At 69.7% G+C, this 13,387-nt stretch carries 11 protein-coding genes and 1 tRNA gene; all 12 read left to right on the forward strand.

Annotated features, from left to right (window positions below; genetic code table 11):
• Positions 1-1,441: histidine ammonia-lyase (gene hutH, locus Q8Q85_09175; protein ID MDP3774425.1), on the forward strand; the 1,441-nt coding region annotated here is incomplete at its 5' end.
• A gap of 14 nt (positions 1,442-1,455) precedes the next feature.
• Entirely contained in the window at positions 1,456-3,360 is a 1,905-nt protein-coding gene (locus tag Q8Q85_09180; protein MDP3774426.1) for a BTAD domain-containing putative transcriptional regulator, read from the forward strand.
• Positions 3,361-3,698: 338 nt separating this feature from the next.
• Positions 3,699-5,813: a serine/threonine-protein kinase gene (locus Q8Q85_09185; protein MDP3774427.1), complete on the forward strand. Its 2,115-nt coding sequence runs from the start codon at positions 3,699-3,701 to the stop codon at positions 5,811-5,813.
• 377 nt (positions 5,814-6,190) lie between these two features.
• On the forward strand, positions 6,191-6,955 hold the full coding sequence (locus Q8Q85_09190) for a phosphatase PAP2 family protein (protein ID MDP3774428.1): 765 nt from the start codon (positions 6,191-6,193) through the stop codon (positions 6,953-6,955).
• Positions 6,956-7,046: 91 nt separating this feature from the next.
• Positions 7,047-7,304, forward strand: a complete 258-nt coding sequence (locus Q8Q85_09195; GenBank protein ID MDP3774429.1) for a hypothetical protein — start codon at positions 7,047-7,049, stop codon at positions 7,302-7,304.
• A gap of 198 nt (positions 7,305-7,502) precedes the next feature.
• A complete protein-coding gene (locus Q8Q85_09200; GenBank protein MDP3774430.1) occupies positions 7,503-8,243 on the forward strand; it encodes an ABC transporter ATP-binding protein in 741 nt (246 codons plus the stop codon).
• A gap of 3 nt (positions 8,244-8,246) precedes the next feature.
• Positions 8,247-9,884, forward strand: coding sequence for a hypothetical protein (locus tag Q8Q85_09205; protein MDP3774431.1), 1,638 nt, complete (start codon positions 8,247-8,249; stop codon positions 9,882-9,884).
• A gap of 53 nt (positions 9,885-9,937) precedes the next feature.
• Positions 9,938-10,849: a PHB depolymerase family esterase gene (locus Q8Q85_09210; protein ID MDP3774432.1), complete on the forward strand. Its 912-nt coding sequence runs from the start codon at positions 9,938-9,940 to the stop codon at positions 10,847-10,849.
• A gap of 139 nt (positions 10,850-10,988) precedes the next feature.
• A tRNA-Gln gene (locus tag Q8Q85_09215) sits at positions 10,989-11,059 on the forward strand.
• A gap of 30 nt (positions 11,060-11,089) precedes the next feature.
• Entirely contained in the window at positions 11,090-11,587 is a 498-nt protein-coding gene (locus Q8Q85_09220) for a DUF1569 domain-containing protein (GenBank protein MDP3774433.1), read from the forward strand.
• 71 nt (positions 11,588-11,658) lie between these two features.
• Complete coding sequence (locus Q8Q85_09225) at positions 11,659-12,168, forward strand: DUF4440 domain-containing protein (protein ID MDP3774434.1); 510 nt, start codon at positions 11,659-11,661, stop codon at positions 12,166-12,168.
• Positions 12,169-12,259: 91 nt separating this feature from the next.
• Positions 12,260-13,213 carry a ribose-phosphate pyrophosphokinase gene (locus Q8Q85_09230; protein ID MDP3774435.1) on the forward strand — a complete coding sequence of 318 codons (954 nt, stop codon included), beginning with the start codon at positions 12,260-12,262 and terminating at the stop codon, positions 13,211-13,213.
• The last annotated feature ends 174 nt before the right edge of the window (positions 13,214-13,387 follow it).

Here is a 13,387-nt window from a genome sequence, read left to right on the forward strand (position 1 = left end):
GGTCACGACCGTCACGCTCGCCCCAACGGGACGCACCGCGTTGGAGCGCGCGCGGCGCGTGATCGAGGACGCGATCGCGGCCGGCGAGAGCGTCTACGGCGTGACGACGGGCTTCGGCCGGCTGGCCGAGGTGATGATCGCCCCCGAAGAGCGGATCCTGCTCCAACGCAACGTCATCAGGAGCCATGCCTCCGGCTTCGGCGAGCCGATCTCCCGCGAGGCCGTGCGCGCGCTCATGCTGCTGCGCGCCAACACGCTCGCCCATGGCCACTCGGGCTGCACCGTCCGCTGCGTCGAGTCGCTCCTCGACTTCCTGAATCGCGGTATCCATCCCGTCGTGCCGGAGTTCGGCTCCGTCGGCGCGAGCGGCGACCTGGTGCCGCTCGCCCACGTCGCGCTCGGCCTCATGGGCGAGGGCGACGTCGAGATGGGCGGCCGCGTCGTCCCGGCGAGGGATGCGCTCGCGGCCGCCGGCCTCCAGCCGCTCGACGTGCGCGAGAAGGACGGGCTCTCGCTCATCAACGGCACCCAGTTCTGCTCCGCCCTGGGCGTGCTCGCGCTACTCGAGGCGGAAGGTGCGCTCGACGCGCTCGAGGTGGCCGGTGCGATGAGCCTCGACGCCCTCAAGGGCTCACCCGGACCGTTCGCGGAGAACATCCAGGCGATACGGCCCCACCCGGGCCAGGCGGCCAGCGCGGCGAGACTGCGCGCCCTACTCGCGGGGAGCGAGATCCGCGAGTCCCACCGCCACGGGGACGACCGCATCCAGGACGCCTACTCGCTGCGCTGCATGCCGCAGGTGCACGGCGCCGCCCGCGACGCCCTAGCCTATGTGCGCCGGGTGCTCGAGATCGAGATCAACAGCGCGACCGACAACCCACTCGTCTTCCCCGAGACCGGCGAGATCGTGAGCGGTGGCAACTTCCACGCCCAGATCGTGGCCCAGGCGCTGGACCTGCTAGCCATCGCGCTCGCCGACCTCGCCGCCATCAGCGACCGCCGTATCGAGCGGCTGATGAACCCTGACACGTCCGGGCTGCCGGCCTTCCTCGCCCGGAATCCCGGCGTCGAGTCGGGGCTCATGATGCTCCAGACCGCCGTGGCGGACGTGCTCACGGAGATGCGCGTCCTCGCGTCGCCGGCGAGCACGCATTCGGTGCCCACGGGCGCGGGCCGCGAGGACCACGTCTCGATGGGGCCGGCCGCGGCGCGAAAGGCGCGACGGGCCGCCTGGTGCATGAGCTACGTCGCGGCCGCCGAGCTGCTCTGCGCCGCCGAGGCCATCGAGCACCACCGGCCGATGAAGACGGGCCTCGCCCTCGAGCGGGCGCACGCCCGGCTGCGTGAGGCGGTGCCGCGTCTCGAGCGCGACCGTCCCCTCGCGGCCGATGTCGAAGCGGTCGCCGGGCTGGTCCAGCGCGGCGCGTTCGCCGGGACGTAGGCCCCGGGCCGCGTGTGATCAGCTGCCGCACCCTCGGCCCGGTCGAGATCCTCGTGGACGGCGGGGCGCCACCTCCCGAGCTGCTCTGGCGCAAGAACCTCGCGCTCCTCGTGTACCTCGCGCGATCGCCCCGCCACCTCCGAACCCGCGAACACCTGATCGGGCTGCTCTGGGCCGACAAGCCCGAAACTGCCGCGCGCCATTCGTTGCGTGAGGCCGTGCGGATCCTGCGGCGTTGCCTCGGCGACAGCGGCGTCCTCCATGAGGGCGCGCAGATCGGACTGGAGCCCGGCACCATCGACCTCGACACGGACCGGTTCGACGCGCTCACGTCGGCCGGTGACTGGCGCGGCGCGGCGGACCTGGTCGGAGGAGAGTTCCTCGAGGGCTTCAGCGTTCCCGATGCATCCACCTTCGAGGACTGGCTCACCGCGGAGCGCGCGACGTGGCGCGGACGCTCGGTGGACGCGCTGGTTCGCCGCGCCGAAGAGCTGCTGCGGGTCGGCCAGCCGCTCGACGCGGTCGCGGCGGCTAATTTCGCCCTCTCGCTGGACCGGACTTCCGAGACTGCCGCGCGAACGGTGATGCGGAGCCACGCCCTCACCGGCAACCGCTCCGCGGCGCTCGAGACCTACGCGGCGCTGGCCGCGCGCCTCGACCAGGAACTTGGCACCGAGCCGGACGGCGAGACGCAGGCGCTCGCCGACCGGGTGCGTCGCGAGCGGACGTGGCGGGTGGCGGAGCCGGCGCCGCACCGCGTGGGCGCGGAGTCCCGCCGCGCACCGCTGGTAGGCCGAGAGGCCGAGCTTGGCCACCTCCTCGACGCCTGGGACGCCGCCCGAAGATCGCGACAGCCCGGCGTGGGATTGGTCGAGGGCGAGACCGGGATGGGCATCACGCGGCTGGTGGATGAAGTGGTAGCGCGGGCGCGGCTCGACGGAGCCGCGACCAGCACCGTGCGGGCGGTCGAGGCCGATCGCAAGGAGCCCTGGAGCGGCGTCCTCGGGCTGGCGCGGGGCGGACTGCTTGACGCCCCGGGGCTGGCCGCGGCGCCGCCCGCCGCGCTCGCCGCGTTCGCCGCCCGCGCGGCGGAGTGGGCCGACCGGTTCGGCGACGCGGTGCGCGGCGAGACGCCGCTCCCGATGGGACGCGCCCTGAGCGAGGTGCTGCGCGCGGTGGCAGACGAGCAAGCGGTGCTCCTCGCCGCCGACGATGCCCAGTGGCTCGACCACGACTCGCTCCTGGCTCTCCGCGCCGCGCTGCGCGACCTGGCCGACGCCCCGATCTTCCTGTTGTTCGCAGCCACACCCCGCCCCCCGCGCGACGAGCTGGACGAGATGCGCGCCCGCCTCGGACGCGACCTCGACGGCGCGAACGTGCTGCTCCAGCCGCTCGACGCAGCCGCCCTGCGTGCACTCGCCCGCTGGGCCATCCCCGCCTACGGCGACGAACAGCTCGACCGGGTCGCCCGGCGCATCGCCGCCGACTCGGCCGGCCTACCGCTGCTCGCCGTCGAGTTGCTTCACGCGGTGGCGCTGGGGCACGACCTGTTGGGCGCTGAGCGCGTCTGGCCCGAGCCGCTCAAGACATTCGAGCACAGCTATCCCGGCGAGCTCCCATCGGCGGTGATCGCCGCGATACGCGTCGGGTACCGCCGCCTCAGCGCCAACGCGCAGGCGATGCTGACCGTCGCGTCGGTGCTCGGCGACCGGGTCGCGCCCGATGCCCTCACCCGCGGCTCAGGGCTCGACCCCGAGCCCGCGGCCGCCGCCCTCGACGAGTTGGAGTGGCAACGCTGGCTGACCGCCGAGCCCCGCGGCTACGCGTTCGTCGCGCGCATCGTGCGGGACATCGTGGCCCGCGATATGGTCACCCCCGGCCAGCGCCAGCGCATCAAGGAGCGCGCCGCCTCGGCTTGACGTTCGCTTGACGGCCGCCGGGCGGGCCGGCGTTCCGAACCCGCTCCGCTTGACGGCTGCTTGCGCCGCCTCCCTCACCTTCTCTTCAACAACGCCGCGCTCCAGGGATGCATCGTGTCGTCCCCCCTCGCCGGTCATGGCCGAGGGATCCCGCTGGAGGCACGAAGGCGCCAGCCTGGCCTTCCTCGAGCGCGGTTCCCCCTCCCCGGTTCCCGGGTGCGCGGGTTCCGACAAGCCGTCTTGCGCCGGGCCCTGAGCGCTCGCGCGAAAGTCCCTGAGGCGCCAGCACTTGTGCCGTAGCGATTGGCACCACAATGTTGGGGCGGAGCCCCCAACCCGTGCCAGAAGAGCGGTCGTACGCGCCAGCCGAGGGGATTACCCCTCTTTCACCGATAACGGCGGACCATCGCGGCCGGCCGGCGCCGGGCGCTGCCGCGTCGCTGCGAGACCGGCTGCGGTCAGCGCTCGGGCCGAGCTATCAGCTGGGGCTGGAGCTCGGGCGCGGCGGGATGGGCGTCGTGATCCGCGCGACCGACCTCAGGCTGCGGCGCGAGGTCGCCATCAAGGTCCTCCCGCCGGAACTCGCCTGGCGCGCCGACCTCCGCACCCGCCTGGTGCGCGAGGCGCAACTCGCCGCGGGTCTCTCCCACCCCAACATCGTCCCGATCTACGACGTCGGCGAGACCGAAGAGCTGGTCTGGCTCATCATGGCGTTCGTCGAGGGCGAGACGGTCGGCGACAAGGTCGCGCGCGAGGGACCGCAGCCACTCTCCGTGGTGCGCCGCGTCCTCCAGAACGTCGCGTGGGCGCTGGCGTACGCTCACGCCCGCGGCGTCCTCCACCGCGACATCAAGCCTGACAACATCATGCTCGAGGCGGCCACCGGGCGGCCCGTCGTCACCGACTTCGGCATCGCGAAGGCGCTGACGGGCGACGAGCTGCACCTCACCGCACCGGGGCAGCTCATCGGCACGCTCGCCTACATGGCCCCCGAACAGGTTTTGGGCGAGGGCCCGGCCGACGGGCGCGCCGATCTCTACAGCCTCGGCCTAGTCGGCTTTTACCTCCTGACGGGGCAGCACGCCCTCCAGGGCCAGTCCATGGGCTCCATTGTTGCGGAACACACCAAGGGAGTCGTGCCCGACCCCCGGCCGCTCAGGCCCCGCATCCCGGAGCGGCTCGTTGGCGCGCTCAACACCGCGCTGGCCGCCAAGCCATCCGACCGGGCAGCCACCGCCGAGGCTTTCGCCGAAGCGATCGGCCGCGCGGGACCGGACGTGCCGGAGACGCCGGCCGTGATCCAGACGTTTTTCCGGGCGTCCCGGCGCACCTTCACGACCGTGTCACTCTTCGGCATCGGGATCGGCGTCGTCGGCTTCTCGGCGATCCCCGGCGTGCTCACCCTGCTCTTTCTCGGCGCGGTGACGGCGGGCTGGCTGCGGCGACTCGAGACGGTGACGCGCGCCGGCTTCGGATGGGAGGCCGTCCGGCGCGGCCTCTACGGGGAGCGCGCCCGGTACCTCGACGAGCGCACCGTGAGGCCTAACGTGCGAGTGAGCGCGCCGCTCACGTCCCTCCTCTGGTTCATCACCGTGGCGGGGAGCGCGCTCCTGGGTGCGCTGTACCTAGACGAGCGCCCCTACCAGCCGCCCGTGGTCGAGGGCCTCAACCAGGTCGTGCTCATCGTGAGCGCCTTCGGCGGGTTCTTCGCCGCGCGCACGCTCGGGTTCATCGCACCGCCCGAAGAGGTTGGCCGGCGCCGCTCATCGGCGAGCGCCTTCCGGGTCGCCGCGCCGCTGTGTGCGGTCGTGGCCGTGATGCTCGGCGTGCCGTTCGGCAAGCTCGCCGGCGGCGGAGGCGGGTTTCTCGCCGCCGCGATCACCTTCCTCTGGCTGCGCTACGGGCCGCGGCTGTCCGCCCGGCCCACCGCCGAGTGGCGGCTGTCGCCGGTGATCGACGCGCTCGGCAGCTGGCTCTTCGCCCGGACATCGTGGACCAAGGGGCGGCTGCGGTTCCGGCGGGACGAGACGATGGGCGGGCGCAGACACCGGATCGGCCCCACGCTCATCCGCCGCCATCAGATGGCGATCGACCGCGCGCTCGCCAAGCTCCCCGCGCCCGAACGTCAGCAGCACCTCGACGTCGTGGCGCTCGTACACCTGCTCGGCGACGGACTGGAGCAGACGCGCCGCACCCTCAGGGAGACGGAGGCGCGCCGCCTCCAGCTCGAGGCCGGCGCCATCAGTGTCCACGGTCCGGACGCCGAGACCGTGCTGCACGACGAGTTGGAGCGGGCGCTGGCCGAGGAAGACCGACTGCGCATCCGGATGCGGGAAGAATGGGAGGCCCTCCGCTCCCTCGAATCGGCGCTAGCCGTCGGCGACACCAAGGAGCGCCAGGCCACGATCGCGACGGCCGTCCAGCTGGCGAAGCGCGTCACCCAGTCAACGTAGAAACCCGCCGCAACAGCCTTAGACTTCGCGGGCGATATTTCCGGACCCCAATTGACCGCATTGGCGAGCACTGACCGGCAAACACTTCGGCAAACACTGAGACTAGGCGCGCCGTATCGCACGTAACGCGCGCGTGTAGCAACCCCCACGCGCCGCTCCCCCGCCGTCTGTGAGCCTCAAGAGGGGTAGTAGCCATAGACGGCCTCCAGCTTGCCCGGTTGGCGGCCTGAGCGCACCTTGAACGGCGTCGGTTCGCCTGACCCCGGGGTACGGCGACGCCGGCACGCCGCACACCCTCACTCAGGGCATATCATGGGTACCTGCCCAATTTGTGACATCGAGGGCGCGCCGTTCCACGCGATTCGCTAGCGTTCCCGATGGTCCGGTCGTTCTACGGGTTGCGGCGCGGGCTGGCAGCCGGCTCCGCCGCCGCGGCGCTTCTCCTGCACCCGGTGCGGGCGCAACAGGCCCCTCAGCCGGTGCGCTTCATCGTCCGCGCGTGGCCGGACGCGGCGGTTTTCGGCGCGACCACCACCGCGGAAGTCCTTCGGCGGGTCCTCGACGATCGTCTGCCGCGCGTCACGTGCGCCCCGTGCGATCCCTCCCGGCTCTGGGGCATCGACCGCGGCGCGGTGGGGACGCTCCGGGCCGGCCCTTCGAACGCGAGCAACCTGTTGCGGGGCGGCGCGACGTGGGGCGCGGGCGCCCTGCTCGCCCTCAGCCGTGGCAGGGGTGAGGGCGCAGCGAGGCTGGAGGATATCCTCGTCTTCGCCGAGGCGCTGACCGTCACGGACGCCGCGACGACGTGGACGAAAGTTCTCTTCCACCGGCCGCGGCCGGAGCGCTACGCCGCCGGGGGGCCGTTGCCGCCGGACCGCGACTACTCGTTCCCATCGGGGCACACGAGCCAGGCCTTCGCGGCCGCGGCGGCGTACGCCTCGATCCTGCACCGCCGTGGGATTGCGGGGCGGCACCGCGCGGAGATCGCCGCGCTGTTCGCGACCGCGGCGGCGACCGGAGCGATGCGCGTGGCGGCGCACAAGCACTTCCCCACCGACGTGCTGGGCGGGGCCGTGCTCGGGACGGCCGTCGGTTGGTCCATCCCGGCGCTGCATCGGATAGTCGCGCCGGGAGCGCGCTGACGCGGCCAAGGGGCACCTTCGCAGCGGTTGTGGTTTTGGACGCGAACCTTGCCCGGCTCATGCCGGACGCACACGCGCTTCTGGGCGACCCTTGGCTTCACCTCGCGCACGCCGTCTCCAGCTCGAGGCCGGCGCCATCAGTGTCCACGGTCCGGACGCCGAGAACCTGCTGCACGACGAGTTGGAACGGGCGCTGGCCGAGGAAGACCGACTGCGCATCCGGATGCGGGAAGAATGGGAGGCCCTCCGCACCCTCGAATCGGCGCTAGCCGTCGGCGACACCAAGGAGCGCCAGGCCACCATCCCGACGGCGGTCCAGCTGGCGAAGCGCGTCACCCAGCCACCGTAGAAAACCCGCCGCAACCGCCTTAGACTTCGCGGGCGTGCGGTGGCGCCGGCGCCGGCCGTTGCATATCATCGCGAGTCTCGCAGGCTAACTCGGCTAGGGCCGAGTTATCACACGAGCTTCGCAGCGGTTGTGGTTTTGGACGTGAGTGTGCGGGCTTGTTGACGTTGTGACCGAGAGCGACGATAGGTGGTTTCGAGCGTGAGTGAATCGGTCATCAACGTGTCGGAGCTGACGCGCCGCTTCGGTACCAAGACGGCCCTGGCCTCGGTGAGCGTGTCCATGCCACGCGGGGCGGTCTACGGCCTCGTCGGCGCAAACGGCGCAGGCAAGACGACGCTCATCAAACATATTCTGGGCCTGCTACGGGCGCAAAGCGGCTCGGTGCGCGTCTTCGGCCTCGATCCCGTCGCCGATCCGGTCGCCGTCCTGTCGCGCATCGGCTACCTCTCCGAGGAAAACGACCTTCCCGGCTGGATGCGCGTTGACGAACTCATTCGCTACTCGCGCGCATTCTATCACGCGTGGGACGACGTGTATGCGGAAGAGCTGCGGCAGAAGTTCGACCTGGATCCCGTGGCGAAAATCAAGAACCTCTCCAAGGGGCAGAAGGCGCGGGCGGGACTGCTCATCGCATTGGCCCATCGGCCCGAATTATTGGTGCTGGATGAACCGTCGTCCGGCCTCGACCCCATCGTGCGCCGCGACATTCTCGGCGCCGTCATTCGCACCATCGCCGATGAGGGCCGCACGGTGCTCTTTTCGTCGCACTTGCTGGAGGAAGTGGAGCAGGTCGCCGATCACGTCACGATGATCAGCCAGGGCAGGATCGTCTTGAGCGCTCCGCTTGACACCATCAAGGAATCGCACGGCGGCGCGTCCCTCAATGAGATTTTCGTCGCACGCGTCGGGATGCCTGCAGCGCCGGCCGCCGAGGCGTAGGTCATGCGGTCCCCCGCCCTCGCGATCGGCTGGGAGTTTCGGAAGCGGCATTCCTGGCCGCTGATCGCGATGGGCGCCTTCCTGTTTGGCCTGGCGGTCTTCAGGCTGGTGATGTTCGTGCCAGGGGAACCAATCACGGTGGTCCCCCCTGACGGCAGGGCGGCCGTGGTGATCGGGCCCCTATCGTGGGCGTTCTTCTACTACCTCGCGGTATTCAGTTTCGGCCTTTCCGGCGACCTCGGCGCGCGGCAATCGATCTTTCCCGCCCGCATGTTCTCGCTGCCGGTGAAGACTGCCGCACTGGTCGGGTGGCCGATGTTGTACGGCACGATGACCGTTGCCGCGCTCGTGTTCGCCGCGACCGTGCTCGCGAGGTGGCCTTGGGAGATTGATGTCCCACTGGTCGGGCCGGCGCTGTTCGCCGCAGCCTTTCTTGCGTGGACGCAGGCATTGATGTGGATGCCGTACGGCCTGCCGGCCGCGCGCCCGATCGTCACGGTGCTCTGGCTCGCCGTGTTCGATGCAGCCGTTCTGCTGGCGGCGCACTACAAAGTTTCCGAGCCGGTGATGCTGGCGATCCTCGCGCCGCAGATTCCCATCGCATATCTCGTCGCCCGCTACGCCGTCGCGCGGGCGCGTCGCGGCGATGTGCCCGATTGGCGACCGAGTTTCATGCGCACTGCGGCCGTCGCCGCTCCTGCGCCGCTCAGCCGCGCCGGATTTGGATCGCCCGCGCGCGCGCAGCTCTGGTTCGAATGGCGACGCCAGGGCCGGACGCTGCCGGCGCTCGTGGGCATTCTGTTGCCCTTCGAGCTGGCGCTGTTCTGGATAGCCCGCGACGCACCAGCGCTCTTGCTCGAACTGCTGTTGCTCGCGCTCATCACTCCACCGCTCGCGGCGAGTTTCGCGGCCGCGACCGTGAGCAAGGCAAATCCCGATGCGCGCGATTCCCACGCCATGTCACCCTTCATCGCGACGCGACCGCTCTCGAGCGCCGATCTCATCGCCGCAAAGCTGAAGATGGCGATCTGGAGCACGCTTGCCGCATGGCTGCTGGTCATCGTCGCCGTCCCGCTCGCACTTATATGGTCGGGCACGTGGCCGATGGTAGAGGTACGGGCCAGCCGGCTCGTCGAGATTGTGGGGATGCCCCGCACGATCGTCTTCGCGCTGCTCGTGCTCGCCGGGCTGATGGCGTCGACGTGGAAGCAGCTCGTGCAGAGCATGTACATCGGCCTGACCGGCCGCGAATGGATCAGCAGGTCCACCGTGATTGCCGTGTTGATGTTTGTCATGTTCATCGGACCCGTCGTGCAATGGATCGTCGACCACAACAGTGCGCGAGCGATGTTGTGGCACTCACTGCCTTTGATCCTCGCTGTGCTGGTCGCGCTCAAGATGCTCGCCGCTGCCGGGGTCGCCGCACGCCTCACGCGCAGCGGGTTGCTGAGTGATCGCACTCTGGTTGGCGGCGCCGCAACCTGGGTCGCGGTGGTGTTCGCGCTCTACGGTGTGCTCGCGTGGCTGGTGTCCGGGCCGCTCATTCCGCAATACTGTCTCGTGTTGCTCGCGATCCTGGCCGTCCCGCTTGCGCGCGTATCCGCGGCTCCGCTGGCGCTTGCGTGGAACCGGCACCGGTGACCGTGACGACCGTTCGCGACGACCAGCGTCGCCGGAAGGGAGTCATCGGCGCCGTGCTGGTGCTCATCGGGCTGCCGGTCGTGCTGGCCCTGGTGGAGGCCGTGTCGTTCTACGCGACCAATCGAAGCAACGGCACGATCGTGTCCTCGGGGATCGAGCGCGAATATCTGCTGTACGTCCCAAGCAGCTACGACCGTACCAAGCCGACGCCGCTGGTCATCAGCTTGCACGGGGGTGCAATGTGGCCAGCCGCTCAAAGGGAAGTAGATCGGTGGGACCGGGTCGCCGACGAGCACGGATTCATTGTGGTCTACCCGTCCGGTGTGAGCGGGCGCGGGCCCAGGGCCTGGCGTGCAAGCGGCGGACCCGGCTCGATACGGGAAGTCCGGTTCATTTCGGAACTGATCGACACGCTGCGGGCGAGCTACAACATCGACTCGACTATGGTCTATGCGAACGGACTGTCCAACGGCGGAGGCATGTCGTTTGTGCTCTCGTGCACGCTTTCAGACCGGATCGCGGCGGTTGGGGTGGTGGGGACAGCGATCTTCCTGCCGTGGAGTGCGTGTACGGACCGGCGAGCGGTGCCAATGATTGCGTTTCACGGGACAGCCGATAGCGCTGCTCGGTACCACGGCGGCAAGTCATGGGTAGCCCCCGGAACATTTCCGGACATCCCGAGATGGGTGGCGCGCTGGGCCGCGAGAAATCGGTGCTCGCCGGAGCCCGTTGATTCTGCGGTGGCGGTGGACGTCATTCGTCGCGCGTACACGCGTTGCGCCGACAGCGCAGCCGTGGTGCTCTACACCATCCTGGAGGGAGGCCACACCTGGCCCGGCGGAAAGCCAATGCCGGAGTGGTTCGTCGGGATCACCACGAACAGCATCGACGCGTCGAGCCTGATGTGGGCGTTCTTTCGTGAGCGTCGGCTTCGGGAGGCGCAGACCGCGGCGCGGCTCAAGTGAGGTGGCGCCCGGAGGTTGGTGCTGTGACGATCACCCGGGTGCCGTTGTGTTGACCGCGACGTGGTCCTCCGAGGTGGCGGCAAGCGTGACGCCTGCCGAGCCTGGGGTGGAGCAGCTAAGTTAAGACCCATACACACTCTGGCCCCTCGTCCAATGGCAGGACTCCGGACTTTGGATCCGGTAATGAAGGTTCGAATCCTTCGGGGCCAATTCCCGACAACCCAACTCGAAAGACCACGCGTGACCGCGTTCAATGATCTCCCGGAGTTCATCCTCGGCCCGCTCGCGGCCCGTTCCGATACCGATTGGTACCAAGCGCCGCCGGGCAAGTGGTGCGCCGCCCAGATCGTGCACCACCTCGCCGTCGGGATCGAAGGGAGCGGCCGCGCTTTCGAGTCACGGGCGGACAAACCAGCCATGGCGCGCCGCCCGCGCAGCATCTTCGCCCGCATCGGGCACTTGCTCATCATGAACGTGGGATGGTTCCCGCCCGGGAGGAAAGCTCCGTCGCAGTCGCTGCCGGCGGAACGTCCCGAGCGGGCGGCGGTCCAGCAGCAGTTTACCGAGGGCGTGCAGCGCTTCCTCGACCTGGAGCGCCGCCTCCTCCCAACGCGGTCCGCCGACCTGTTCGTGAAACACCCCGTCCTCGGCGACCTGACCCTCGAGGAGTGGATGCGCTTCCACGTGCGGCACGCGGCGCATCACGTCAAGCAGATCCGCGAGCGGCTCGCCTCCTAGGAACACCCGCTTGCGGTTAAGGGTGGCGGGCGGTAACTCTGTCGCCGCAACCCCCTCCTCAGGAGCGACTCATGCGTATCACTCGTTTTGCGGCACTTGGGATGGTGTTCGCCACCCTTGCCGCATGCCAACAGGCGCCCAAGCCGCTTTCGCCAGCCGACGAAGCCGCCATCCGCGCCGCCGACTCATCGTTTGCGGTCGCCTTCAACGCCGTCAACGTCGAAGGCATGACGAGCCTGTACGCCGCGGACGCGGTGATCCAGCCGCCCAACATGCCCGAGGCCGCCGGCACCGAAGCGATCCGGCAGCTGTGGACCGGCATGACCTCCCAGACGACGGCAAACCTCACGCTGACCCCGGGCAGGATCAGCGGTGAGGGGAACATGGCCCTTCTCCTCGGCTCCTATCACCTGGTGCTGACGATGAAGGACACCACCCAGGCCGCCCCGCCTCCGGAGGACGGGAAGTATCTGATCGTCACCATGCGGCAGGCCGACGGGTCGTGGAAGATCGTGGCAGACAGCTGGAGCCCGAACGCGGCGCCCGCCGCGCCCGCTCCCGCGCCGGCGCGACGTCGCTAGTACCCGGGCCGGCAGGCACTCCAGGACGCCAGGTGGCGCACTAGAGGCCACTTGGCGTCTTGCCGTCTTCTGACTATTTTTCTGGGCTTTTATGGCCGACGTTTCGCTGTCTAAGAGCCAGCTCATGCTGCTCGCGGGGACCGCGAACCGGCCCCTCGCCGAGGAGATCGCTGCCGACCTGAAGCAGCCGCTCTGCCAGGTCACGACGCGGCGCTTCGCCGACGGCGAGTTGTTCGTGAAGATCGACGAGAACGTGCGCGGGCGGGACGTCTACATCATCCAGCCCACGAACCCGCCCGCGGAGCACCTGCTGGAGCTGCTGCTCCTCATCGATGCGGCGCGGCGGGCGAGCGCGGCGCGGATCACCGCGGTGATCCCGTACTACGGCTACGGGCGGCAGGACCGGAAGGACCAGCCGCGGGTGGCCATCAGCGCCAAGCTCATGGCGAACCTGGTGAGCACCGCCGGAGCGGACCGGGTGCTGGCGATGGACTTCCATTCGCACCAGCTCCAGGGGTTCTTCGACATCCCGGTGGACCACCTGTACGCCGCGACGGTGCTGACCGCGCACTACCGGCAGAAGCGGCTCCACGACCCGGTGGTCGTGGCGCCCGATGTCGGCTCGGCCAAGATGGCGCGCGGGTTCGCCAAGCGACTGAACGCGTCGCTGGCGATCATCGACAAGCGACGCCCGTCGGCGAACATCGCCGAGGTCGTGAACGTGGTCGGCGAGGTCGAGGGCAGTGACTGCCTCATCCCCGACGACCTGATCGACACCGCGGGCACGGTCTCGGAAGCGGCGAAGGCGCTGAAGCGCCTGGGGGCGCGCAACATCTACGTCTGCGCGACCCACGCGCTGCTCTCGGGCCCCGCGGTCGAGCGCCTCAGCGAGGCGCCCATCACGGAGGTTGCGGTCACCAACACGATCGCCCTGCCGGACAGCCGGAAGTTCGAGCGGCTGGTGGTGCTCTCGGTGGGCAGCCTGCTGGCGCACGCGATCGCGAATACGCATCGGGATAAGAGCGTGAGTTCGTTGTTCGACTAAGAAAGGGAGCGGGGAGCGGCTCCCCAACGACACCCCAGCGCAGGCAGCGCCGAGAACTCCAGAGGATTCCATGGCTACAGTAGTCCAGCTCACCGCCGAACCACGCACCGCCGCCCGCAAGAAGGGCGCGAAGGCGCTTCGGAACGCCGGCAAGGTCCCGGCCGTCATCTACGG

The organism is Gemmatimonadales bacterium, from assembly GCA_030697825.1.
In the GTDB taxonomy this organism is placed as follows: domain Bacteria; phylum Gemmatimonadota; class Gemmatimonadetes; order Gemmatimonadales; family JACORV01; genus JACORV01.

What these genes read in the sequence shown, in the direction of transcription:
- Q8Q85_09190 (MDP3774428.1), top strand. Translation starts at nt 6,191, where the DNA reads ATGGTCCGGTCGTTCTACGGGTTGCGGCGCGGGCTGGCAGCCGGCTCC.
- Q8Q85_09205 (MDP3774431.1), top strand. Translation starts at nt 8,247, where the DNA reads ATGCGGTCCCCCGCCCTCGCGATCGGCTGGGAGTTTCGGAAGCGGCAT.
- Q8Q85_09225 (MDP3774434.1), top strand. Translation starts at nt 11,659, where the DNA reads ATGCGTATCACTCGTTTTGCGGCACTTGGGATGGTGTTCGCCACCCTT.
- Q8Q85_09230 (MDP3774435.1), top strand. Translation starts at nt 12,260, where the DNA reads ATGGCCGACGTTTCGCTGTCTAAGAGCCAGCTCATGCTGCTCGCGGGG.